Annotated in this window: 23 protein-coding genes; 7 read left to right on the top strand and 16 right to left on the bottom strand. The window is 69.3% G+C overall.

The window, feature by feature from the left end; translation table 11 throughout:
• Nucleotides 1-43: 43 nt before the first annotated feature.
• Nucleotides 44-763, bottom strand: coding sequence for a dethiobiotin synthase (gene bioD, locus HKK72_RS15490; protein WP_187235066.1), 720 nt, complete (start codon nucleotides 761-763; stop codon nucleotides 44-46).
• Nucleotides 764-906: 143 nt separating this feature from the next.
• Between bioD and HKK72_RS15485 the strand changes: the two genes are divergently transcribed.
• Entirely contained in the window at nucleotides 907-1734 is an 828-nt protein-coding gene (locus HKK72_RS15485; RefSeq protein ID WP_187235065.1) for a hypothetical protein, read from the top strand.
• 91 nt (nucleotides 1735-1825) lie between these two features.
• Here HKK72_RS15485 and HKK72_RS15480 read toward each other — a convergent pair whose 3' ends face one another.
• A complete protein-coding gene (locus HKK72_RS15480; RefSeq protein ID WP_187235087.1) occupies nucleotides 1826-2572 on the bottom strand; it encodes a GntR family transcriptional regulator in 747 nt (248 codons plus the stop codon).
• Nucleotides 2573-2873: 301 nt separating this feature from the next.
• On the opposite strand from HKK72_RS15480, the gene HKK72_RS15475 reads away from it, so the two are divergent.
• On the top strand, nucleotides 2874-4364 hold the full coding sequence (locus HKK72_RS15475; RefSeq protein ID WP_187235064.1) for a sensor histidine kinase: 1491 nt from the start codon (nucleotides 2874-2876) through the stop codon (nucleotides 4362-4364).
• Between the two features lie 212 nt (nucleotides 4365-4576).
• On the opposite strand, the gene HKK72_RS15470 is transcribed toward HKK72_RS15475, so the two are convergent.
• Nucleotides 4577-4831: a WhiB family transcriptional regulator gene (locus HKK72_RS15470; RefSeq protein WP_187235063.1), complete on the bottom strand. Its 255-nt coding sequence runs from the start codon at nucleotides 4829-4831 to the stop codon at nucleotides 4577-4579.
• 294 nt (nucleotides 4832-5125) lie between these two features.
• A complete protein-coding gene (locus HKK72_RS15465; protein WP_261986852.1) occupies nucleotides 5126-6043 on the bottom strand; it encodes a diacylglycerol/lipid kinase family protein in 918 nt (305 codons plus the stop codon).
• A 70-nt stretch (nucleotides 6044-6113) separates the two neighbouring features.
• Between HKK72_RS15465 and HKK72_RS15460 the strand changes: the two genes are divergently transcribed.
• Nucleotides 6114-6509, top strand: a complete 396-nt coding sequence (locus tag HKK72_RS15460) for a hypothetical protein (protein WP_187235061.1) — start codon at nucleotides 6114-6116, stop codon at nucleotides 6507-6509.
• A 35-nt stretch (nucleotides 6510-6544) separates the two neighbouring features.
• On the opposite strand, the gene HKK72_RS15455 is transcribed toward HKK72_RS15460, so the two are convergent.
• From HKK72_RS15455 to sodN, 3 genes are all read right to left on the bottom strand, one after another.
• Nucleotides 6545-7363 (bottom strand): RNA polymerase sigma factor SigF, encoded by an 819-nt coding sequence (locus HKK72_RS15455; RefSeq protein WP_187235060.1) that lies wholly within the window; start codon nucleotides 7361-7363, stop codon nucleotides 6545-6547.
• On the bottom strand, nucleotides 7360-7788 hold the full coding sequence (locus tag HKK72_RS15450) for an anti-sigma factor (protein ID WP_187235059.1): 429 nt from the start codon (nucleotides 7786-7788) through the stop codon (nucleotides 7360-7362). The genes HKK72_RS15455 and HKK72_RS15450 overlap by 4 nt, the downstream gene beginning before the upstream one ends.
• Nucleotides 7789-7942: 154 nt before the next feature.
• The gene (gene sodN / locus HKK72_RS15445; protein WP_187235086.1) at nucleotides 7943-8344 is read right to left on the bottom strand and encodes a superoxide dismutase, Ni; all 402 of its coding nucleotides are present in this window, start codon (nucleotides 8342-8344) and stop codon (nucleotides 7943-7945) included.
• 100 nt (nucleotides 8345-8444) lie between these two features.
• Between sodN and sodX the strand changes: the two genes are divergently transcribed.
• Nucleotides 8445-8795 (top strand): nickel-type superoxide dismutase maturation protease, encoded by a 351-nt coding sequence (gene sodX / locus HKK72_RS15440; RefSeq protein ID WP_261986847.1) that lies wholly within the window; start codon nucleotides 8445-8447, stop codon nucleotides 8793-8795.
• Here sodX and HKK72_RS42150 read toward each other — a convergent pair.
• From HKK72_RS42150 to HKK72_RS15420, 4 genes are all read right to left on the bottom strand, one after another.
• A complete protein-coding gene (locus HKK72_RS42150; protein WP_187235058.1) occupies nucleotides 8732-9301 on the bottom strand; it encodes a CGNR zinc finger domain-containing protein in 570 nt (189 codons plus the stop codon). The two genes, sodX and HKK72_RS42150, sit on opposite strands and share 64 nt — an antisense overlap.
• A 229-nt stretch (nucleotides 9302-9530) precedes the next feature.
• On the bottom strand, nucleotides 9531-10373 hold the full coding sequence (locus HKK72_RS15430; protein ID WP_315987273.1) for an amino acid ABC transporter ATP-binding protein: 843 nt from the start codon (nucleotides 10371-10373) through the stop codon (nucleotides 9531-9533).
• A 5-nt stretch (nucleotides 10374-10378) separates the two neighbouring features.
• Complete coding sequence (locus HKK72_RS15425) at nucleotides 10379-11227, bottom strand: amino acid ABC transporter permease (RefSeq protein WP_187235057.1); 849 nt, start codon at nucleotides 11225-11227, stop codon at nucleotides 10379-10381.
• A gap of 9 nt (nucleotides 11228-11236) precedes the next feature.
• Complete coding sequence (locus HKK72_RS15420) at nucleotides 11237-12124, bottom strand: ABC transporter substrate-binding protein (RefSeq protein ID WP_187235056.1); 888 nt, start codon at nucleotides 12122-12124, stop codon at nucleotides 11237-11239.
• 385 nt (nucleotides 12125-12509) lie between these two features.
• On the opposite strand from HKK72_RS15420, the gene HKK72_RS15415 reads away from it, so the two are divergent.
• Entirely contained in the window at nucleotides 12510-13694 is a 1185-nt protein-coding gene (locus tag HKK72_RS15415; RefSeq protein ID WP_187235055.1) for an NADP-dependent malic enzyme, read from the top strand.
• 98 nt (nucleotides 13695-13792) lie between these two features.
• Here the strand turns inward: HKK72_RS15415 and HKK72_RS15410 are convergent, their stop codons facing one another.
• Nucleotides 13793-14836, bottom strand: coding sequence for an NlpC/P60 family protein (locus HKK72_RS15410; protein WP_187235054.1), 1044 nt, complete (start codon nucleotides 14834-14836; stop codon nucleotides 13793-13795).
• Nucleotides 14837-15061: 225 nt separating this feature from the next.
• Between HKK72_RS15410 and HKK72_RS15405 the strand changes: the two genes are divergently transcribed.
• Nucleotides 15062-16069 carry a hypothetical protein gene (locus tag HKK72_RS15405; protein WP_187235053.1) on the top strand — a complete coding sequence of 336 codons (1008 nt, stop codon included), beginning with the start codon at nucleotides 15062-15064 and terminating at the stop codon, nucleotides 16067-16069.
• 57 nt (nucleotides 16070-16126) lie between these two features.
• A complete protein-coding gene (locus tag HKK72_RS15400) occupies nucleotides 16127-17095 on the top strand; it encodes a zinc-binding dehydrogenase (protein ID WP_187235052.1) in 969 nt (322 codons plus the stop codon).
• 156 nt (nucleotides 17096-17251) lie between these two features.
• Here the strand turns inward: HKK72_RS15400 and HKK72_RS15395 are convergent, their stop codons facing one another.
• The 4 genes from HKK72_RS15395 to HKK72_RS15380 all read right to left on the bottom strand — a co-directional run.
• Nucleotides 17252-17989, bottom strand: coding sequence for a PadR family transcriptional regulator (locus HKK72_RS15395; protein WP_187235051.1), 738 nt, complete (start codon nucleotides 17987-17989; stop codon nucleotides 17252-17254).
• On the bottom strand, nucleotides 17989-18819 hold the full coding sequence (locus HKK72_RS15390) for a DUF4097 family beta strand repeat-containing protein (RefSeq protein WP_187235050.1): 831 nt from the start codon (nucleotides 18817-18819) through the stop codon (nucleotides 17989-17991). The genes HKK72_RS15395 and HKK72_RS15390 overlap by 1 nt, the downstream gene beginning before the upstream one ends.
• A gap of 149 nt (nucleotides 18820-18968) precedes the next feature.
• Entirely contained in the window at nucleotides 18969-19148 is a 180-nt protein-coding gene (locus tag HKK72_RS15385; RefSeq protein ID WP_187235049.1) for a DUF6104 family protein, read from the bottom strand.
• 97 nt (nucleotides 19149-19245) lie between these two features.
• A partial coding sequence (locus tag HKK72_RS15380) for a multifunctional oxoglutarate decarboxylase/oxoglutarate dehydrogenase thiamine pyrophosphate-binding subunit/dihydrolipoyllysine-residue succinyltransferase subunit (RefSeq protein ID WP_187235048.1) occupies nucleotides 19246-22660 on the bottom strand: 3415 nt, incomplete at its 5' end.

Raw genomic sequence — 22660 nt, 5'->3', positions numbered from 1 at the left:
TGCGACGACGATCGGCACCGGGCCGGCCGGTCATCCGCTGCCGTTACAGCAGACTGAAGCGGTCACGGAACGCGGCGGCGTCGAAGGTCCCGCCGAACGCCGGGGAGAGGCCACCCTGGGCCGCGCGCAGGAACCCGGTGGGGTCGAGGGCGCCCGCGCCGGCGGGCAGCGCTCCGCCGAGCGGCCGTGCCGAGATCGTCTCGAGGTCGCGGACATTGGCGCGCATGGCCAGGTCGGGCTCGTCCGGCCAGCTGCCGATCACTATGCCGCCGAGCTCGACGCCGCGGCCGGCCATCGCCTCGAGCGTCAGCGCCGTGTGATTGAGCGTGCCCAGGTCGGGCCGGACGACGACCACCATCGGCGCACCGAGCCGATGGGCGAGATCGGCGATCGTGCCGCCCTCCTCGTCGTAGCGGACCAGCAGCCCGCCGGCGCCCTCCACCAGCACGAGCCGGTGGGTCTTCGCGAGGTCGCCGATCCGCTCGGCCGCCTCCGCCAGATCCACCGGGGGAAGGCCGGAGCGCCGGGCCGCCGCGGCGGGCGAGAGCGGATCGGGATAGCGCCCGTACTCGTGGAGTTCCCCGATGCCCGCCAGCCGGCCCACGTCATCCAGGTCGCCTGGCTCGTGCGGACCTGCCCCGGTCTGGCCGGGTTTCACCACGGCGATCGACGCACCTCGGGCGCGAGCGAGCGCCGCGAGCGCCGCCGTGACGACCGTCTTGCCGACGCCTGTGCAGGTACCGGTCACCACGAGCACGCTCACGCACCGCAGACTAGCGCGCGCCGCCGAGTGGGCCCGCGCCGGAACACCATTCGCCGCCCGGACGGCATCTCCACCACGCGGAACCCGCCGGGTCGGCGGCGGGTCCATGAGAGGTGAACGTCCTGCGACTAATATCACTCAACGTGACCACATTCGCACTGATCGCAGCCGCACTGGTCATGGGCTGCGGTGCGGCTCCGCAGCCTGCGGGGCGCTCCGCCACGTCCGCGCCACCGGTGCCCTCGTCTCGTACCTCGTCGCCGGCCGGCGCGCCTGCGGCCGACGGCGCGGCACCGCGGTTCGCCGACCAGCTGGTCCTGAGGTGGCGGCTGACGGGTGGCCTGGCCGGCCGGGGCGCGCCATCGACGCCTCCGGACTTCTCTCTGTACGGTGACGGGCGCGCCATCGCGGCCGACCGTGAGACGGCCCCGGCGCTTCGGGAGTACCGGCTCACACCGGTCGCGCACGAGCGTCTGCTCCAAGACGCCCGGGCCATCGGCCTCGACCGCCCGCGCAGGCTCGACCAGCCCGGGGTCGCCGACGCCTTCACGCTCTCGATCTCATTCGGGCGAGCGGAGACCCACGTCGTCGTGGCGGGCTCCGGGGAGTCAGATCCGGCCGTACGGTTCGCGCGGGAGCGGCTCGACCCTCGGCGGTGGGCCGAGGGCGATCAGCGCGGCGCGGCGCGACCGTACGAACCCGAGCGGCTCGCACTCCTGGCGAGTGAGGTGCATCCGGCGGACGGGCAACGGTCGGCCGCACGCTGGCCGCTGGGTCCGATCGGTCGGGGCGTCCCGGCCGCCGGGGCCAGGTGTGCCGTCGTGAGCGGACCGGACGTGGCGGCGGCGACCCGGCTCTCCCGGACGGCTCGGCCGGGCACCCGGTGGCTCAGCGGCGGCAGGACGTACGTCATCCGGCTCCGCCCGCTGCTGCCGGACGAGAGGACCTGCGCCGACCTCGCACGTTCATGAACGTGGGCCGGCTCGGGACGGCCGCCTGCGGGCGCCGTCCCGGCCCGCCCAGGTCCGCCCAGGTCCGGTGGGCGCCGCCTGCGGCAGACATTTAGTCGGGGTGACGGCGCAGCCGGGTGATGAACTTGTACCGGTCGCCGCGGTAGAGCGACTGTGCCCACTCGACCGGCCCGCCCGTCGCGTCGAAGGCGTGCCGGGACAGCAGCAGCATCGGCAGGCCGACGTCGACGCAGAGCAACTGCGCGTCGTGTGGTGTGGCCAGCACCGTCTCGATCGTCTCCTCCGCCTCCGCGAGATGGACGTCGTAGGCGGTCGCGAGCGTCTCGTACAGAGACCGATGCCGGGAGAGCTCCTTGCGCAGCCCGGGGAAGCGCCGGGCGGGCAGATGTGAGGTGTCGATGGACATCGGCTCGCCATCGGCCAGCCTGAGCCGGTGGATCCGCAGCACCCGGCCGCCCGGCCGGATGCCCAGCAGGGCCGCCAGACGCTCGTCGGCGCTGACGTAGCCGATGTCGAGGATGCGGGTCTCGGGATGCAGGCCGTGATGCCGCATGTCCTCCGTATAGCTGACGAGCTGCAGTTCCTGCGAGACCTTCGGCTTGGAGACGAACGTGCCCTTGCCCTGAATGCGTTGCAGCCGGCCCTCGACGACCAGCTCGGCCAGCGCCTGACGCACTGTCGTACGGGACGTCCCGTAGCGCTCCGCCAGCGTCCGCTCGGGCGGCAACGGGCTGCCGGGCGCGAGCGACTGGGTCAGATCGATCAGGAGTTCCTTCAGCCTGTAGTACTTCGGGATCCTGGGGCCCTGCAAGGGGGCAGCCTGCCCGAAGTCCCCCATAGGTGCCCGCTCAGCCGTCACCAAGTCTCCTCATGTTCACCGCCGGTTGACCCCGATGTTAAGCAGAGTACGGGTCAAGCTCGTCTCTGACCTCCCCCAAAGCCCGCCTGATCACTGTGAGTTCCACCTCCAAGGAAAAGGCATGAGTGGTGAGGCACGGCGCTCGGGCGCGGAGAGGGGGTGAAACGCCCCACTCTGCGCCATTCGTACGCATACCTCCGTGGCCACGTGGCTCGGCCACCACCGTCCCAAGCGTCATTGCCGAATCATCGCAGGGAAGGCGTCCTGCGATGATGGACGTGTGCCCACGTTGACGGATCTGGTCCGGAACCAAACCGATCTCGACGACACCGACCTGGAATGGCTGCACGCCTTGGTGTCCGATTGGCAGCTACTCGCCGATCTGTCCTTCGCCGACCTCGTGCTCTGGGTACCGATGCAGGGGACGGCCGCCGACACGGTGCCGAGCTGGCTGTGCGTCGCGCAGATGCGGCCGACCACCGGCCCGACGGCCTATCCCCAGGACCTGGTGGGAAAGATCGTGCGCAACGGGCGGCGCGGGCTGATCGACGTCGCGTGGCGAGAGCGGCGCATCGTGCGCGAAGGCGATCCCGAGTGGGGCAGCGGAATCCCCGTGCGCGAGGAGTCCATCCCCGTCCGCCGCGGCGACAAGATCCTCGGCATCATCCAGCGCAGCACCAACCTCAGCTCGGCCCGCACGCCGTCCCGGCTGGAACTGACCTATCTGCAGAGCGCCAGTGACCTCGCCCAGATGATCAGTGACGGCCGGTTCCCGATACCCGACGCCGAGGCCAACCTCGTACGGTCGCCACGGGTCGGCGACGGCCTGCTGCGGCTCGACGAGTCCGGGGTCGTCGTCTACGCCAGCCCCAACGCGCAGTCGGCGTTCCGGCGGCTCGGGCTCGCGACCGATCTGGTCGGCACGTCCCTCGGCGACACGACCGCGGAGCTGTGCCACACCGGGGAGCCGCTCGAGGAGACCCTGGTGGTCTCACTCAGCGGTCGCGCGCCGCGCGAGGCCGAGGTCGAGTCCAACGGTTCGGTGGTGCAGCTGCGGATCATCCCGCTGCTGGTCAACGGCACGAGGATCGCGGCGATCGCGCTGCTCCGCGATGTCACCGAACTGCGCTGGCGGGACCGGGAGCTGATGTCCAAGGACGCCACGATCCGCGAGATCCACCACCGGGTGAAGAACAACCTGCAGACCGTGGCCGCGCTGCTGCGGTTGCAGGCCCGGCGGTTGCAGATCCCCGAGGCCCGGGCCGCGCTCGACGAGGCCGTACGGCGCGTGGGCTCGATCGCGATAGTGCACGAGACGCTGTCGCACACCCCCGAGGAGCTCGTCGACTTCGACGACATCGCCGACCGAGTGATCACCATGGCCGGGGAGGTGTCGTCCCCGGAGGCCCAGGTCACGCCCAAGCGGACCGGCAGTTTCGGGGTGCTGCCCTCGGTGATCGCGACTCCGCTGGCCATGGTGCTGACCGAGCTGCTGCAGAACGCCCTGGAGCACGGGCTTCCCGAGCGCGACGGCGTACTGGAGGTGGTGGCGAGCCGGGGCGAGGAACGGTTGTCGGTGGTCGTGGCCGACGACGGCCGGGGTTTTCCCGCCGACTTCGACGTGGAGTCAGCGACCAGCCTGGGCCTTCAGATCGTCCGGACCCTCATCGTTGGGGAACTGGGCGGCAGCCTGGAGTTCCAGCCCCGACCGGGCGGCGGCACCGAGGTCGTCCTGGACCTCCCCCTGGACCACGCCCTACGCAAATCCTGATCAACGATCCGATGGCGAGGTACGTGGGCGTACGAGAGGTGAGAACGCCTTAGGCCTGGATAGGGTCCCCGAGCGGGCCCGGTGGCGTCTGGACTGAGGAGCAGCCGGTCGCGAGGTACGAGCGACCGGCTGCGACGAGGGAAGACACCACCGTCAAAGGCCCGTGAGGCGCCGCGCCGGAGGCGCGGCCATGAACAGAGTGCGGCCGTACGTCACGCGTTGGCTCGTGCCCTGGCCCTGGCGTTGCGGCGCTTGAGCGCGCGTCGCTCGTCTTCGCTCAGGCCGCCCCAGACGCCGGCGTCCTGGCCGGACTCGAGAGCCCACTGAAGGCAGGACTCGGTGACGGTGCAGCGTCGGCATACCTGCTTGGCTTCTTCGATCTGCAGTAGCGCCGGACCGGTGTTGCCGATCGGAAAGAACAGCTCGGGGTCCACGTCACGGCAGGCTGCGCGGTGGCGCCAGTCCATGCGGCCACTCCTTCTTCAGCGTGGAGCGGTAACTCCACTTGTGAACGGTTTCACGATCTTATGAACACCCAGGATGTGCATATGTGATCCCAGGAAGGTTTTGGTGTCTGGCGCTATCGATCAAGAGGCGGCAGATCCTGTCCCCTGTTCGCTCAGCGCACTTTGAGCGTGTCAGGGCCGCCCATGACGACGCAAGACCTTTGAGAAAACTTTCTCAAAGTATGGGTGTCGCATGTGTCACACGGTCGGGTCGAACCTGTTGCGCTTCGGTAAAGCGGCCTCGCTCGCCCTGCCTCACACCACTACGCGTAGCGCATTGGGCACGGAGCGGAACACGACCTCCTCGCGTTCGCCAAGATAGTCGCCGTCGAGCTGGAAGGCGACGGGGCGCGACGAGTGCAGGGTGACTTCTGCCGCATCGTGCAGGCTGACGCCGCCTCCGCCCCGCCGGGGCGTCGTGGCGGGAAGCAGCATCTGGCCGATCACGTGCAGCACAGGCCGGACATCCAGGCTTCTCGCGCCGAAGACCGCCAGGCCGGAGTCGAAGTCCGACAGCGGGCTGGGATTGATCGGGAAGGGGCCGAGATAGGTCCACGGTGCCGTGTTGGACACGACCGCGAGGAACAGGCCGGTCACGGGCGGCCGGCCGGGACGTTCGACCGTCACCGCCGGACGGCGCCGGTCGGTGACCGCGAAGAACTGCCGCAACAAGGTCCGCAGGTAGAGCGTTGGGTACGCGCGTGCGCCCGAATCGCGCAGCGCCTCCACCGTACGTACGACCTCGGCGTCCAGCCCCACTCCGCCCGAGAAGGTGAAGTAGCGATCATCGGCCAGGCCCAGGCCGACATCGCGGTAGCGGCCGGCCCGCAGGGCGCCGAGGATGAGCTTCGCTGAGCGATGGGGATCGTTCGGCAGTCCGAGCGCGCGGGCGAAGACATTGGCGCTGCCGGACGGCAGCACCGCGAGTGCGGGCAGGTCGGGGGAGGGGCCGTGCGTCAGCAGGCCGTTGACGGCCTCGTTGACCGTGCCGTCGCCTCCCAGGGTGATGACGAGGTCGTACTGCTCGTCGAGTGCCTTCCGGGCGAGCTGGGTCGCGTGACCGCGGTGACCCGTGGTGGCGATCTCCAGATTGAGCTCACCGGAGAAGGCTCGGACGAAGAGGTCACGGGCCCGCCGGGAGGCGGAGGTCGCCTTGGGGTTGGCGATGAGCATGGCGCGCACGGCGCCAGCGTATCCGTGGTTCCGGGTCGGGGCGTCGGCGAGCGGGCAGTAGGGTTCCGGTGTGACCGGACGTCCCATCACCCTGACCGCCGCAGCCGCCATCGAGGCGGCCCAAGGGCTCATCGCGCTCGGCTTCGGGCTGTACGTGGGCTGGGAGGCGATCGTCGGCAAGCCGCTCGACCCGGCCAGTGCGATCGGGGTGACCCTGTTCGCCTTCCTGGCCGCCGGTGGGATGCTCGCCGTCGCCCGAGGGCTTCTGCGAGCGGACCGGTGGAGCCGTTCGCCGGCGGTGTTGACCCAGCTCTTCGCGCTGCCGGTATCGGTGTCGATGCTCCAGGGCGACCAGTACGCGCTCGGCGTTCCGCTGATCGTGCTCGCCGTCGCGGCCCTCGTTCTCGTGCTCTGCAAGCCGAGCAATGACGCCTTGGTGCACGAGGAAGAGCCGCACGGAGAGTGACGGAACTCACGGTCCGCGACGGGCGCGGACCGTGATCACTCGTCGGCGGTCAGACCCTCGCGGAGCTGGGCGAGCGTGCGGGCGAGCAGCCGAGACACGTGCATCTGGGAGATGCCCAGTTCGGAAGCGATCTGCGACTGCGTCATGTTCCCGAAGAAGCGCAGCAACAGGATCTTCTTCTCCCGGGCCGGAAGCTTCTCCAGCAGCGGCTTGAGCGACTCGCGGTACTCGACGCCCTCGAGCGAGTCGTCGATGATGCCGAGCGAGTCGGCGACCGCCGGGGCATCCTCGTCACCGGAGTCGGGCGCGTCGAGCGACACGGTGGAGTAGGCGTTGGCCGACTCCAGGCCCTCGAGCACCTCCTCCTCGCTCATCTGCAGGTGCTCGGCCAGCTCGCTGACGGTGGGTGCGCGTCCTTCGCGCTGGGCCAGCTCACTGATCGCCTTGGTCAGGGAGAGCTTGAGCTCCTGGAGCCGGCGGGGCACGCGTACGGCCCAGCCCTTGTCCCGGAAGTGCCGTTTGATCTCGCCGACGATGGTGGGAGTGGCATAGGTCGAGAACTCGACGCCGCGCTCCAGGTCGAAGCGATCGATCGACTTGATCAGCCCGATCGTGGCCACCTGGATGAGGTCGTCCAGCCACTCGCCGCGGTTGCGGAACCGGCGGGCGAGGTACTCGACCAGCGGTAGATGCAGCTCGACCAGCTGATCACGGATGCGCTGACGCTCCGGATCGCCCTCGGGAAGCTGGTTCAGGCGTTCGAACAGCGTGCGCGCACGGGTTCGGTCCGGAACCGCGGTCTCGGCCCGCTCGTTGCCGGAACTGTTGCCTGCCAGGGTGGTCTTCTCCGTCACGGGGCTCCCGCCGCACCGCGGCGCTTCTGCAGCATCACGGTCACTCGGTCGTCGGCGCCGACCCGGGCATCGACGTCCCCCGCGAGGGACGACAGCACGGTCCAGGCGAAGGTCTCTCGGCTGGGCACCTGCCCGTCGACGGTCAGGACGGAGACGGCGATCCGCATGGCGTCCCCCGTCAGCTCGAACTCGCACTCCAGATCGGTTCCCGGAACCGCCTGGGCGAGGAGCATCGCGCACGCCTCATCCACCGCGATGCGGAGGTCCTCGATCTCGTCGAGGGTGAAGTCGAGCCGTGCGGCGAGTCCCGCGGTGGCGGTCCGCAGGACGGATAGATAAGCACTCGCGGCCGGCAACCGGACGGTCACCAGGTCACGCAGCGTCAACTTCGTACTGGCTGGCATGGCAGCGGTTTCCTCTGTCACGTCACTCCCTATGGGGGCTGGTCCGCTGCTTCGAAACTACCGTCTTACCGGTCCGATGCGTATGTTCGGCACGCTCAGTCTTGCAGGTCCGGCACGTCGTGTCACACACGGCGGGCCGGTTCCGCCACCGCGGAACCGGCCCCGCAGAGGGTTTTCAGGCCTGCTTGGTCTCCCAGAAGATCTTATCGATCTCCGCGATCTTTCCGAGGAGTTTGTCGGCCACGTCGACGTCCACACTGCCCTTGGTGCCACTCGCGCCTGCGAGCTTGGTGGCCTCGTTGAACAGCTCGTGGAGTTGGGGGTACTTCTCGAAGTGCGGCGGCTTGAAATAGTCGGTCCACAGCACCCAGAGGTGCTCCTTCACGAGGTTGGAGCGCTCCTCTTTGATCTTGAGGGCCCTGGCCCGGAAGATCGGGTCCTCGTTCCCTGCGTACTTCTCACAGATCGCCTTGACCGACTCGGCCTCGATCCGGGCCTGCGCCGGGTCGTATACGCCACACGGCAGGTCACAGTGAGCGGAAACGGTGGTCTTCGGACGTAGAAGGTTTGCGAGCACCTGCACGGTCCCTTCGCTGGTGTCGGATCATGCTCTACGCACTGACACTACTCTGGTGCTCTTTCCCGCCGAGCACAGAGTCATGGCATGAGGTCCGCCGTTGAGGAGCTTCGAGGTCACAGGCGATTCGATGCTGCCGGCCCTGCGGCCGGGGGATCGGCTGCTGGTGCGCACCGGGGCGCGGGCGCGGCTGAGGGTGCGGGTCGGCGACGTCGTCGTGGCATGGCATCCGGGGCGGCCGGGCCAGTTGATCGTCAAACGGGCCGTACACCGGACAGAGCGTGGCTGGTGGCTCGAGAGCGACAACCAGCGGGCACCCGGGCGACAGGACAGCTGGGACTTCGACGCCGTGCCGGATCGCTTGATCGTCGGCCGCGCGGTGGTGCGTTACCGGCCGCGTTCCCGGCTGCCGATCTCGGCGTCGGCGTTCTCGCGGCGGCGCGCCCGGTAGGCCGCCACGTTGGCGCGGTCGGCGCAACGGTCGGAGCAGTGCCGCCGCGACCGGTTGGCGGTGGTGTCGAAGTAGATCTTGCCGCACAACGGGGCCTGGCAGACGCCCAGCCGCTCGATGCCGTGCGTGCTGACATAGACGGCCAGTCCCATCGACGCTCCGGCGGCGTAGCGATCCGGCACCGAACCGCTCTCGGTCAGGTGAAGGTGCCAGTCCTGGCCGTCGTGGCCAGAGACCTGTGGATGGATGGGGTGCTGGATCAGCAGCGAATTCAGCCGGTCGACGGCGTCCTCGTGGTGGCCCGCGACCGCCGAGGTGAAGATCGCTCGCAGCTCTGAGCGCAGGTCCCGCATCGCGTCGAGGTCACGCCGGGTCACCCGGCCACTGAGATGTGGACGGATCTTGAGCAGCTCCTGCAGCGAGTCCAGATCCCGCAGCGAGTCCTGGACCGGATCCTGAGTGTTCACAAGCTCGATCACAAGGTCTGCGTAAGAGGCGAGGTCCACGTGCGCTCCTTACGGAGTCGACCCGACCGCGAAAGTCCTGCCGTGCGTCGAGTATGGCACGTTCCGCCGCCGTGGACCCGGGTTCGTTTCGGCCTCTCGTCGAAGATTGTCCGCGTGGGCCATGAAATGGCGGACACATTCGTCGTCGAGGGGCGCATCCTGCGAATGATTCACGGTTCCGGCCTCGCGACCCGTGAATCGGCACCATGCGCCCCCCGCGTGGAGGCCGTCAGTTGAAGCCGCTGGGCTTCACCGGAGGCGGCGGCTTTTCGGCTGGGTGCTTCGCGGCGACCTGGCGCTCCTCCAGGTCGCTGACCTCGCCGACCTGTGCGTGGGTCGGGTCGAGCACGCGGCGCAGGAAGACGCGGGTGCGCTCCTCCTGCGGATCGCCGATGACCTGCTCGGCCGGGCCCTCCTCGACGATCACGCCCTGGTCCATGAAGACCACCCGGTCGGCCACGTCGCGGGCGAACGCCATCTCATGGGTCACCACCAGCATGGTCATGCCCTCGTCGGCGAGCTGGCGCATGACCGACAGGACGTCGCCGACGAGCTCGGGGTCGAGCGCCGAGGTCGGCTCGTCGAACAGCATCAGGGTCGGCTCCATGGCGAGCGCCCTGGCGATCGCGGCCCGCTGCTGCTGGCCGCCGGACAGCTGCGAGGGGTAGCTGCGCACCTTGTCCGACAGCCCGACCCGCTCCAGGTTCGCCTGAGCGACCTTCTCGGCCTCGGCCTTGCTCCGCTTGAGCACTCTCCGCTGGGCGATCGCGACGTTGTCCAGCACGCAGAGGTGCGGGAACAGGTTGAACTGCTGGAACACCATGCCGACGCGCTGTCGTGCCGCATTGATGTCCACGTCGGGGTCGGTGAGTTCGATGCCCTCGACCACGACCGTGCCACGGGTGGGCGCCTCCAGCGTGTTCACACAGCGCAGCAGGGTCGACTTGCCCGAGCCGGACGGGCCGATGACACAGATCACCTGGCCGCGGTCGACGGTGAAGTCGATGCCCTTCAGCACCTCGAGCTGACCGAACGACTTGTGCAGATCGCGGATCTCCACCATGGGGGTCATTGCGCTCACCGTGCCTTAACCTGGCGGGCTTCGAGACGTCGTACGAGGTAGCCCAGTGGGATCGTGATGACCAGGTAGGCGAGTCCCGCCGCCACGATCGGGGTGGAGTCGGCTTTCTGGGTGGCGAAGCTCTCGCCCATCTTGGTGAGCTCGATCTGGGTGGCGCTCACCCCGATGATGAAGACCAGCGAGGAGTCCTTGAACAGCAGGACCAGCTCGTTGGTGAGGGGCGGGACCACGACCCGCAGCGCCTGCGGGATGATGATCGAGATCATGGCCCGGGTGTGCGACATGCCGAGCGAGCGGGCCGCCTCCATCTGTCCCTTCGGCACCGCCTGGATGCCGGCCCGGATCGTCTCGGCCATGTAGGCGGCGGCGACCAGGCCGAGCCCGATGGCCACCTGGGTGTAGACCCCGCCGGGCGGGTTGCTGAAGGAGGGGAAGGCGATCGGCAGGCCGAAGGCGACCAGGATCAGGATGAGCAGCGCGGGAAGTCCGCGGAAGATCTCGATGAAGACCAGGCCGAACCACCGGTACGGCGCCACCGACGACAGCCGCATCAGGGCGATGATCAGCCCGATGACGAAGCCCACGACGTAGGCGGCCGCGGTGTAGAGGATCGTGTTCTTCAGCGCGACCGTGAACAGGTCGGGGAACATCCCATCGAGCGCTTTGGTGTCCAGAAGGTACTCGTGGATCTTGCCCCAGTCCGCCACCGCGATGGCCCCGGCCACGACCACCACGAACAGGACGTACTGGGCCGCGCGGCTGATCCGCTGCCGCTGCCTGGGGCTGAGCCCGTTCCCGCCGGGGGACTTCCCGGCGGGAACGGGCTCGTGCGTCGTCGTCGCCATCGCGTCAGATCAGCTGTCTGCCGGCATCGACTTGGGCTCTGAACCGATCCACTGCTTGTAGATCCTGGTCCAGGTCCCGTCCTTGATCGCCTCGGTGATGGTGTCGTCGATCAGCTTGAGGAGCGCCGGGTTGCCGCCCTTCTTCACCGCGATGCCGTACTGGGCACCGGTGCTGATCTCGGCCGCGACCTCGAACTTGGACGAGACATCGGGATTCTTCATCCAGTCGTTGACCACGGGCAGGTCCTGCAGCGCCACGTCGATCGCGCCGGACTGTATGGCGAGGAGCTCCTTCCCGGAGTCCTTGTACTCCGTGGGCGTCAAGCCCTTCGACTTGGCCAGGTCCAGGCTGGTGGTGTCTGCCTGCACTCCGACCTTGAGCCCCTTGGCCTTGGCGTCCTCGACCGTCTTGACCCCGGCGCCCTTCTTGGTCATCAGGGCGAGATACTCGGGGAAGTACGGGCGGGAGAAGTCGAGGTTCTGCTTGCGCTCGGGCAGGATCGTCATGCCGGCCGCCGCCACGTCACAGCGGTTGGCGTTGAGCGCCGCCCCGCTCTTGATGACGTTGAAGTCCATGCTGATGATCTCTTGCTGGGCGCCGATCTTCTTGGCGACGAGGTCGACGATGTCGACGTCGAACCCGACCGTCTTGTTGCCCTGCGGGAACTGGAACGGCGGGTACGGCACGTTGGTGCAGACCTTCAGCTTGCCCGGCGTGACGAGCTTGACGCCCGCCGCGGCGGGCGGCGCCGCGGATGGGGAACTCGAGTCACCGGAGTCGCTGCTGCCACAGGCGGAGGCGAGGACGACGGCGGTGATGGCCACTCCGAGCGCGAGAACTCGCGGACGGCGGCCATGCTCTGGCTTTACATCGCGCGATCCGGGCCAGATTCGCATGCGGGTCCTCCCAGTAGAGCTCGAACGTTGTTCGAAGATCGAGAAACGGATCCTATGTTTGATGGACATTTTGGCTGACACCGGCGTTGGAGCTGGTTAAGGATGCGACACAATCGGACAACAGGTCTCTCCCGGAAAAACCTACCTGCTCAGTAGACGTGCACGAGGCACTGCTCCCGGGCGGCCGTTCGCCGCTGGACGGGATGTCCATACGGATTCGCGGCCGCTGGTGCCTTCCGGCCGCCCGGTCTCGGAGGTCGGGTATGCCACAATCGGGAAACGGGCGACCCCCGTACTTCGAGAGACGACCGCCTGCCTCCGCCACCTCGACCGGTGCCACCGCGCAGTCGTCTGCCCGAGCCCGCAATCTAGCCGAGGGGTCGCTGTGACCGAAGAGTTTCCGAATACCGCTGATCGTGATGCCGATCCCGCCTTCGCGCTGCACCGAGGCGGCAAACTGGAGGTCCGTTCGACGGTCGCCGTGCGCGACAAGGACGATCTCGCCCTGGCGTACACCCCCGGCGTGGCCCGCGTCTGCAGCGCGATCGCCGAGGAGCCGGAGCTGGTCAACGACTACACCTGGGTCTCCAGGGTCGTGGCGGTGGTCACCGACGGCACGGCGGTGCTCGGCCTGGGCGACATAGGCCCGGCCGCCGCGATGCCGGTCATGGAGGGCAAGGCCCTGCTGTTCAAGGAGTTCGCCGGTGTCGACTCCGTGCCGATCTGCCTCGACTGCACTGACGTGGACGAACTGGTCGAGACCGTCATCCGGATGGCGCCGAGCTTCGGTGGCATCAATCTCGAGGACATCAGCGCACCGCGGTGTTTCGAGGTGGAGGACCGGCTCCGGGCGGCGCTGGACATCCCGGTCTTCCACGATGATCAGCATGGCACCGCGATCGTGGTGCTCGCGGCGCTGCGCAACGCCTCTCGCCTGGTGGGCAAGCCGCTGTCGGCCATGCGCGCGGTCGTGGCCGGGGCCGGCGCGTCCGGGGTCGCGGTCACGCGGATCCTCCTGAACGCCGGGATCGGCGACATCGCCGTTTCCGACAGCAAGGGGCTGATCTACGACGGCCGGGACGGCCTGAACGCGATCAAGCAGGCGTTGGCGGCCGACACCAACAAGGCCGGGCTCACGGGGTCGACCGAGGAGGCGCTGCAGGGCGCGGACGTGTTCATCGGCTTGTCCGGCGGCACGGTGCGGGAGGAGGCGATCGCCGCGATGTCCGGCGACGGCATCGTGTTCGCGCTGTCCAACCCGACGCCGGAGATCCATCCCGAGAACGCGCGGCGGCACGCCCTCGTGGTGGCCACCGGCCGCAGCGACTTCCCGAACCAGATCAACAACGTGCTCGCCTTCCCCGGGATCTTCCGGGGCGCGCTCGACGTCCGGGCGCACACGATCACCGAGGGCATGAAGCTCGCGGCCGCCGAGGCGCTCGCCGGGGTGGTCGGGGACGATCTCACCGCCGACTATGTGATCCCGAGCCCCTTCGACGATCGGGTCGCGCCGGCGGTCATCCAGGCCGTCTCGGCGCAGGCGCGCGCGGAAGGCGTCAACCGGATCTGAATCTGCCGTTCAGCGCCTGGGCGTTCGGCACCTGCCTTCGAATACCGGGAGTTCCGCCGTCGCCCGCGTCCCCGCTCAGGGGCGCGGGCCGGCGGCGGTCAGGCGACTCGTACGGCTCCGGCGAACGGCAGCTCGGCGATCGGGGCGATGCGCACCACGTCACCGGTCTCAGGTGCGTGGATCATCTCGCCCGCGCCGATGTAGATACCGACGTGACGCAGATCGGCGTAGAAGAAGACCAGGTCACCAGGGAGCATCTCGCTCTGGGTGACCTGTGTTCCCGCCGTCCACTGGCTGCCGGTGTGGTGCGGCAGGTTGACGCCGGCCTGCTTGTACGCCCATTTGGTCAGGCCCGAGGTGTCGAAGGACTTGGGCCCGCCGCCCCCGAAGAGGTACGGCGCCCCCAGCTTGGTCCTGGCCGCCTTGACGGCGGCGAGGGCCTTCGCCGAGGCCAGTCCGGACTCACCGGATTCCGGGGCCGAGGCGGTCGGCGTGGGGCTTGACCCCGTCCCGCCGTCCGGCTTGTCGCCCTTGGCGGCCTTCGCCGCCGCCTTGAGCCGCGCCTTGGACGTCTTGAGCAGTGACTCGATGCTCCGCTTCTTCGCGTCGATGTCCTCGGCGAGTTGTTCGACCGAGGCCGCCCGGGCCTTCTCGGTCCGCTCGGCGCGCGCCGCCGCCTGGGTGGCGATGCCGAGGTCGCGTACCCTGCCGGCGTCCTGGACCGCGAAGTACCGCAGTGCCGAGGCCCGGTCGAGCAGGTCCTGCGGATCGGCGGCGCCGACGAACGCGGCGGTGCTCTCGTCGGCGCTGCCGTTCATGTACGAGACCGCGGCGAGGCGGCGGATCCGCAGTTGCATCGCGCGCAGACCGCGCTGCTGGAGCTCGGCCTCGACCTTCGCGGTGCGGGCGGCGCGCTTCGACTGGTCGAGGCGCACCCGCATTCCGTTGTACTGCTCGGTGAGGACCTCGAGCTGCCCGTTGAGCGTGTCGGCCTCGGCCTGGAGCTTCTCGACGCCGGGGTCCGGGGCCGCCGCGAGCGCGGCGGCGGGAAGGACCGCCGTGAGGCAGAAGGCGGCGAAGACAGGAATGACGGGACTGACGGCCCGTCGTAGCGGACCCTTGCGGGGGTCGTATAGGTCCACCGGCGCTCCTGTTCTGGACGGAGACGTGATCCCCGATCTCGGAAGATCGTAGGAACTGACCGGCTCCGGCGCCACCGAGATGCCCGAACCGACCTGGGAGGGACCGTAACAGGGTCCGTGGGTAACCGGGCGACCTCGAAGCGACACCGAAACGGCGTTCCGACGAAGCACTCGCGTCGCCGGCGTCTCTGGCGAGACCGGTCCGAGTGTGGATACGTTCCGGAAATGCCGGAAGAACGCCGTGAGGTGCTGGGCGCGGACAGGGCTCGCGCGCCAAGGCCATGGGTCGCCTGGCTCGGGGTGGTCGTCGTGGCCGCCGCAGCGGTCGTCACGGTCGCACGAGGTGATGATGGGGCGGATCCGATGCCCGGCCGACCTACGCCGTCCCCGTCGGGCCCGCCGGCCGTGGCCGGGCCGCCGTGGGGTCTCGTGCCCCCCGGCCGCGGCGAGGGCGGACGAACGTCGCTGCACCTGATCTTCCCCGACGGGTCGACGGCGGACGTGAGCTATCCCGCCGAGCTGAAGCTGGCGGAGCTCGGTGTCCGCCCGCACGCCTCCGCATACCTCGCCGGTGCCGGAACCGGGAACGAGAACGGGGACGGGGACCTGAATGCCGACTGTTGCCTGCGGCCGGTCTTCGCACCGCCGCCGGGACCGGCCTGGTTCGCCGGCGGGGGTCCGTCGACGGGCGAACTGCCCGGTGGGGGCGACGCCCGGGTATCGGTCGTGCCGCCGCCCGCGGGAGGCCCGATGTCCCCTTACCTGGTGTTCACCTTCGGCCGCTGGACCGTCGGCGTGCAGACCAGGCGCGGCGATCGCATGGGTGCCGTCCGTGAGGAGGCGTGGGCCGCCAACCTGCGTGGGAGCGTCACGGCCGAGGGCTTTCTGGTCCTTCGCGGCACCGGCCCGCTGCGTTTCGTCCCGCCGCCGGACGAACGCCCGCGGTCACAGACCGCGACGCTCTGGCGGCCGCACAGCGGGCCGCAACTGCGGTTCGGGCGCGGGATGATGCCCGGCCACACCATCGGGTCCTACGCCGACCGCGTGGTCATCTTCGAGCCCGTGTCGCACTGCCGGGAGTCGTGGGCGCTCGCCGGATACCTCGAGGTCGCGGCCTCCGATACGTCGTGCAAGGGATCTTCGATGCGGGTGTGGGCGGCCGGTGACACCGGGTTCGTCCGGGCCGTACGGCGTGACGTGCAGGTGGAGAACGTCCGGCCCGCGGCACGCTGACCCGCGGCACGCTGACCCGCGGCGCGCGGTAACACGGTCGCGGTCTACCCTGACGGCATGTTCGCTGTCACGGCTGCCCGGATCGACGCAGACAATCCGCTCAACGGACTCGAACTCGGGGAAAGGCCCGAGCCGACGGTGCCCGAAGGATGGACCACCGTCGAGGTGCGCGCCACCGCACTGAACCATCATGACCTGTGGACGCTTCGGGGCGTGGGCGTGCGCCCGGAGCAACTGCCGCTCGTCATCGGCTGCGACGCGGCCGGGGTCGACGAGGACGGCAACGAGGTCATCGTGCATTCGGTGATCGGCGACCCCGACCGGGGCGGCGGGGACGAGACGCTCGACCCCAAACGATCGCTGCTGTCGGAGACCTACGACGGGACGTTCGCGGAGCGCGTCGCGGTGCCGCGCCGCAACCTGGTGCCCAAGCCCGAGGCGCTCTCCTTCGAGGAGGCGGCGTGCCTTCCGACGGCATGGCTCACCGCCTACCGCATGCTGTTCGACAAGTCGGGCCTGCAGCCCGGCTCGACCGTGCTCGTCCAGGGCGCGGGCGGCGGCGTGGCCACCGCGCTGATAGCACTCGGGTCGGCGGCCGGTTATCGGATCTGGGCGACGAGCCGCAGTGAGGCCAAGCGCGAGCGAGCCCTGCAACTGGGCGCCGAGGCCGTCTTCGAGTCCGGAGCCCGGCTTCCCGAGCGGGTCGACGGGGTCATGGAGACGGTCGGCCAGGCCACCTGGGCCCATTCGGTGAAGTCGCTGCGGCCCGGCGGGCGCATCGTCGTCTGCGGTGCCACGAGCGGGCCGATGCCGCCGGCCGAGCTGACCCGGGTGTTCTTCCTGCAGTTGTCCGTCGTGGGCTCCACGATGGGAACTCGCGACCAGCTCACGCGGCTGGCGCGCTTCTGCGTGACCACCGGGGTGCGGCCGCGCATCGACCGTACGCTGCCGCTCGGCAAGGCGCGGGAGGGCTTCGCGGCCATGGCGGACGGCGAGCTCTTCGGCAAGGTGGTCTTCACTCCCTGACGGTGTCGACCGCCTCGCTCTGTTCATGGCCGCGCCTGCGGCGCGGCGGCTCGGGGCGTCTGTACGGTGCCGTCTTCCCTCGTCGCTCTGGTCGCAAGCTCCCGCCGCTCCTCAGTCCAGACGACACCGCGCCCCTCGCTCCGCTCGCGGGCGGGCTCAGCCCTCGTCGATGCGACGGCGGAAGATCTCGGTGCGCAGGCGTTCGGTCGTCTCCTCGAGCAGCGCGCGGGCGGCGGCCAGCGTCTCCTCGTCGGCGTGTGCGCCCCACGCCTCCTGGCGGGCGTCCTCGACGAACCGGCGCAGGGCCTGCTCGAACTCAAGCTGAGGGTCGCCGGTCGCGGTGTCGGCCGTCCGCACCGAGCGCCACGCGTTCTCCCAGTTCTGGCGCCACTCGTCCTTCAGCGCCTGCCCCTGCTCGCGCCAGTGGCCCTTCTGCCGCCGCCACTCCTCCTTCTGCCGCTCGGTACTGTCCCGCCACGCCTGCCATGCCGTCGTCCGCCCCTGATCACGCATCTCGCGCGCCGCCTGGGTGAGTTCCTCGCGCAGCGACCGTACGGTCTGGCGGACGTCCTGCTGCACTCCTCGGGCGAACTCCTGGGCCGAGGCGGAGATCTCCTCCTCCAGGTCGGCCAGCTCGTCCATCCGCCGTTCCAGCTCGGCCCGCCCCTTGTCGGTGAGCTGGTAGACCTTCTTGCCCTTGACGACCTCGTGCGTGACGAGACCTTCGGACTCGAGCCGGGCGAGCCTGGGATAGATCGTCCCAGGGGAGGGGGAGTAGATCCCGAGGAAGCGGTCCTGCAGGAGGCGGATGACCTCATAGCCGTGGCGAGGGCTCTCCTCGAGGAGCTTCAGCAGGTAGAGCCGCAGGCGGCCGTGGCCGAAGACGGGGGACATCAAACCTCCACATCGGGCTCGCCGGCATGGCGAGCGTCATCATCCGGGCGGCTCAGCAGCGTGATGTCGCCGGACACCGTGTTGACCGTCACGTCTCCCGCCCCGTCCCCCAGGGTGCCGGTGACGTTCCTCGACATCGGTCTGCCGGCCTCGTCGAGCCCGGTGAACGAACTGTCGATCCGGCCGCCGACCGTGTTCATGCCGACCTGAGCCGACGCCGACGCGGGGAGCCGCAGGGTGACCTCGCCGGTCACCGTGCTGACCTGGACCTCGCCGGTGCCGGCCAAGTCGACGTCGGCCGCGATCCGCCCGCCCACCGAACGCGCGGTGAGCCGGTCGAGCGAGCCGCCGGCGAGGGCGAGGTCGCCCGACACGGAGGTGAAGTCGACCGTGCCGTCGAGGCGCTGTGCCTCGACCGCCCCTGAGACGGTGTTCGCCGCGATCCGCCCGGTCACGCCGTCGAGGGTGACGTCCCCCGTCCCGCTCCTGATGGACACCCCTGCCGTCAGGCCGGTGATGACGGCGTTGGCGCCGACGAGATCGATGTGGACGGGGCAGTCGGGTGGCACCGTCACGGTGACGTCCGCGCTGCACCGCTGAGCGCCGAGCCAGGAGCGGAGCCCCTCCCAGAGGGCGTTGTCGTGGGTGATGCCGAGCATGCCGGCGTTATGGTCGATCTTGAGGGGCTGCCCGCTGACCTCGGTGACCTGTACCGAGGGCCTCTGACCGGTGGCCAGCACGGAGAGTTTCCCGCTCACCATCACCACCTTGAGAGCGACGACCCCGTCGAAGTCGAGGCTTGTGGCCTTGTCGATCGTCCACCGCGACATCACGCCCGCCTTCCCGTTCGACGACCCCTCAGGAAAAACGATATATCGCGTCTGCGTCAAGTCAAGATCGATCTCTCGCTGCGTCCATGGCCTTGCTCCGCTCGGCGGCTCGGGGCGGGCCTCCTCCGGTCCAGAGCGCCTCGCTGGGATCAATCATCGTCCTCGTCGTCGAGGCGGGCCAGCCAGCTGGCGAGGCGTTCGACGGGCGTCTCGAACTCGGGATTCAGATCCACGAACTCCCGCAACCGCTCCGCGACCCAGGCAAGGGTCACCTCATCGGGGCCGCGCCGGTCGGCGAGCTCTTCGATGCCCCTGTCGGTGAAGTACATGACGCCTCCAGAAGACGACTCCGCCGTGATCTTGCAGTCATTCGCGCGAACAACTGCAAGATCACGGCGGAGAGACGAGGAAAGGGGGGCGGAGGCCCTACACCTCTCCGAAGAGCCGGGTGAGCAGGGCCTTCTGCTCGAGCTCATGCTGCTTGGCCGATCCGACCGCGGGGGAGGAGTTCGCCGGCCGGGACACGCGGGCGAGTTGACGTCCGTCGAGGTGCGGCGGCAGCGCGAGGGCCATGAACGGCCAGGCCCCCATGTTCTTCGGCTCGTCCTGCACCCAGACGATCTCGGCGTCGGAGGGGTACTTCGCCAGCTCCGCCTTGATCTCGTCGATCGGCAGCGGGTAGAGGCGCTCGACCCGCACGATCGCGGTGTCGGCCGACCCGGAGGCCATCACCTTCTCGCGCGCCGCGGCAACGTCGTAGTAGATCTTGCCGCAGGTGAGCAGGACCTTCTTGACCTTCGAGGCGTCGAGCGACGCGGCGTCCGGGATCACCGGCTGGAACGCGCCCGTGGTGAACGCCGACGTGGGCGAGGTGGCGCCCTTGTGCCGCAGCAGCGACTTCGGAGTGAAGACGATCAGCGGCTTGCGGCGCCCGGACCGCGCCTGCCAGCGGAGCAGGTGGAAGTAGTTGGCGGGGTTGGTCGGGTAGACCACCGTCATGTTGTCCAGGGCGCACAACTGCAGGAAGCGCTCGATGCGCGCCGACGAGTGGTCGGGCCCCTGCCCCTCGTAGCCGTGCGGCAGCAGCAGCACGACCGAGGACCGCTGCCCCCACTTCTGCTCGCCCGAGGAGACGAACTCGTCCATGATCGACTGGGCGCCGTTGACGAAGTCGCCGAACTGCGCCTCCCAGGCGACCAGGGCGTCGGGGCGCACCAGCGAGTAGCCGTACTCGAAGCCCACGGAGGCGAACTCCGACAGCAGCGAGTCGTGCACGTAGAACTTCGAGGTGCCCTGGCCGAACTGCTTCAGGGGCGTGTGCTCCTCGCCGGTCTTACGGTCGACGAGCACCGCGTGCCGCTGACCGAACGTTCCCCGGCGGCTGTCCTGGCCGACCAGCCGCACCGGGTGGCCGTCGATGAGCAGCGAGCCGAACGCGAGCAACTCGCCGGTGGCCCAGTCGATCGCGTCGTCCTCGATCATCTGCGCGCGGCGGCCCAGCACCGGCTGCAGCCGCGGGTGCGGCGTGAAGCCCTCGGGCAGGTTCAGCTGGCTCTCGACGACCCGCTTGACCGTCTCGTCCGAGATCGCGCTGTCCACCGACGTGTGGTCGACGGGGATTCGCTCCTCGGCCTCCGGCTTGACCACCGAGCCTGGCTCGGCGGGACGCTTGAGCGCCTCCCGCGTCTCGGTGAAGGCTCGCTCCAGCTGCTCCTGGTAGTCGCGCAGCGCCTGCTCGGCCTCTTCGACGGTGATGTCGCCGCGGCCGATCAGCGCCTCGGTGTAGAGCTTGCGCACCGAGCGCTTGGCGTCGATCAGGTCGTACATCAGCGGCTGGGTGAACGAGGGGTTGTCGGCCTCGTTGTGACCGCGCCGCCGGTAGCAGACCAGGTCGATGACGACGTCCTTCTTGAACGCCTGGCGGTACTCGAAGGCCAACTGGGCGACCCGGAAGCACTGCTCGGGGTCGTCGCCGTTGACGTGGAAGATCGGCGCCTGGATCATCCGGGCCACGTCGGTGCAGTAGACGCTGGAGCGGGAGTACTCCGGCGCGGTGGTGAAGCCGACCTGGTTGTTGACCACGATGTGCACGGTGCCGCCGGTGCGGTAGCCGCGCAGCTGCGACAGGTTGAGGGTCTCGGCCACCACGCCCTGGCCCGCGAAGGCCGCGTCGCCGTGGAGCAGGACCGGGAGGACAGTGAAACCGCCCTCGCCGACGTCCAGGATGTCCTGCTTGGCGCGGGCGACGCCCTCGGCGACCGGGTTGACGGCCTCGAGGTGCGAGGGGTTGGCGACCAGCGACGTGCGGATCTTGGCCCCGTCCGGGGCGATGAAGTCGCCGTCGGCGCCGAGGTGGTACTTCACGTCACCCGAGCCCTGGGCGCTGCGCGGGTCGAGGTTGCCCTCGAACTCGCCGAAGATCTGCCCGTAGGACTTGCCGACGATGTTGGCCAGCACATTGAGCCGGCCGCGGTGCGCCATGCCGATGACGACCTCGTCGAGGTGCCACTCGGCGGCGGCGGTGATGACCGAGTCGAGCAGCGGGATCAGCGACTCGCCGCCCTCGAGCGAGAAGCGCTTCTGCCCGACGAACTTGGTCTGCAGGAAGGTCTCGAACGCCTCGGCGCTGTTGAGCCGGCGCAGGATGTGCAGCTGCTCCTCGCGGGAGGGCTTGTCGTGCGGCACCTCGACGCGGTCCTGGATCCAGGCCCGCTCCTCGGGGTCCTGGATGTGCATGTACTCGATGCCCACGGTGCGGCAGTAGGAGTTCCGCAGCACCCCGAGGATGTCGCGCAGCTTCATCGTCGGCTTGCCGCCGAAGCCGCCCGTGGCGAACTCGCGCTCGAGGTCCCACAGCGTCAGCCCGTGCTGGAGGATGTCCAGGTCGGGGTGACGGCGCTGGTTGTACTCCAGCGGGTCGGTGTCGGCCATGAGGTGGCCGCGCACCCGGTAGGCGTGGATCAGCTCGTGGACGCGCGCGATCTTGGCGACGTCGTCCTCGTGGGTGGCGCTGATGTCCGGCACCCACCGCACGGGCTCGTACGGGATCCGCAGTGCCTCGAAGATCTCGTCGTAGAAGCCCTCGTCGCCGAGGAGCAACTGGTGGATCCGGCGCAGGAAGTCACCCGACTGCGCACCCTGGATGATCCGGTGGTCGTACGTCGACGTCAGCGTCATGATCTTGCTGATCGCCAGCCGGGAGAGGGTGTCCGGTGAGGCGCCCGCGTACTCGGCGGGGTACTCCATCGCGCCCACGCCGATGATGCAGCCCTGGCCCGGCATCAGGCGGGGCACCGAGTGCACCGTGCCGATCGTGCCCGGGTTGGTCAGGCTGATCGTGGTGCCCTGGTAGTCCTCCAGGGTCAGCTTGTTGTTGCGCGCCTTGCGCACGACCTCTTCGTAGGCCGCCCAGAACTGGCGGAAGTCGAGGGTCTCGGCGGCCTTGATGTTCGGCACCACGAGCTGCCGCTGGCCGTCGTCCTTCTTCAGGTCGATCGCCAGGCCGAGGTTGATGTGCTCGGGCTTGGCCAGCACCGGCTTGCCGTCGACCACGGCGTAGCTGTTGTTCATCTCCGGCATCGCCTTGAGCGCCTGCACGATGGCGTAGCCGATGAGATGGGTGAAGGAGATCTTGCCGCCGCGCCCGCGCTTGAGGTGGTTGTTCGCCACGATGCGGTTGTCGATCAGCAGTTTGGCGGGGACCGCGCGCACGCTCGTCGCGGTCGGCACCTCCAGGCTCGCCTCCATGTTGGCGACCGTCCGGGCGGCCACCCCCCTCAGACGCACCTCTTCGGCGCCCGCAGGCATCTGTGGCGCCGGGGCGGCCGGCTTCGCCGGGGCC

Origin of the sequence: Actinomadura sp. HBU206391 (assembly GCF_014323665.1) — a bacterium.
GTDB lineage: Bacteria > Actinomycetota > Actinomycetes > Streptosporangiales > Streptosporangiaceae > Actinomadura_C.
The sequence above is the reverse complement of the archived record's forward strand: the minus strand, read 5'-3'. Positions and strand labels throughout refer to the sequence as shown.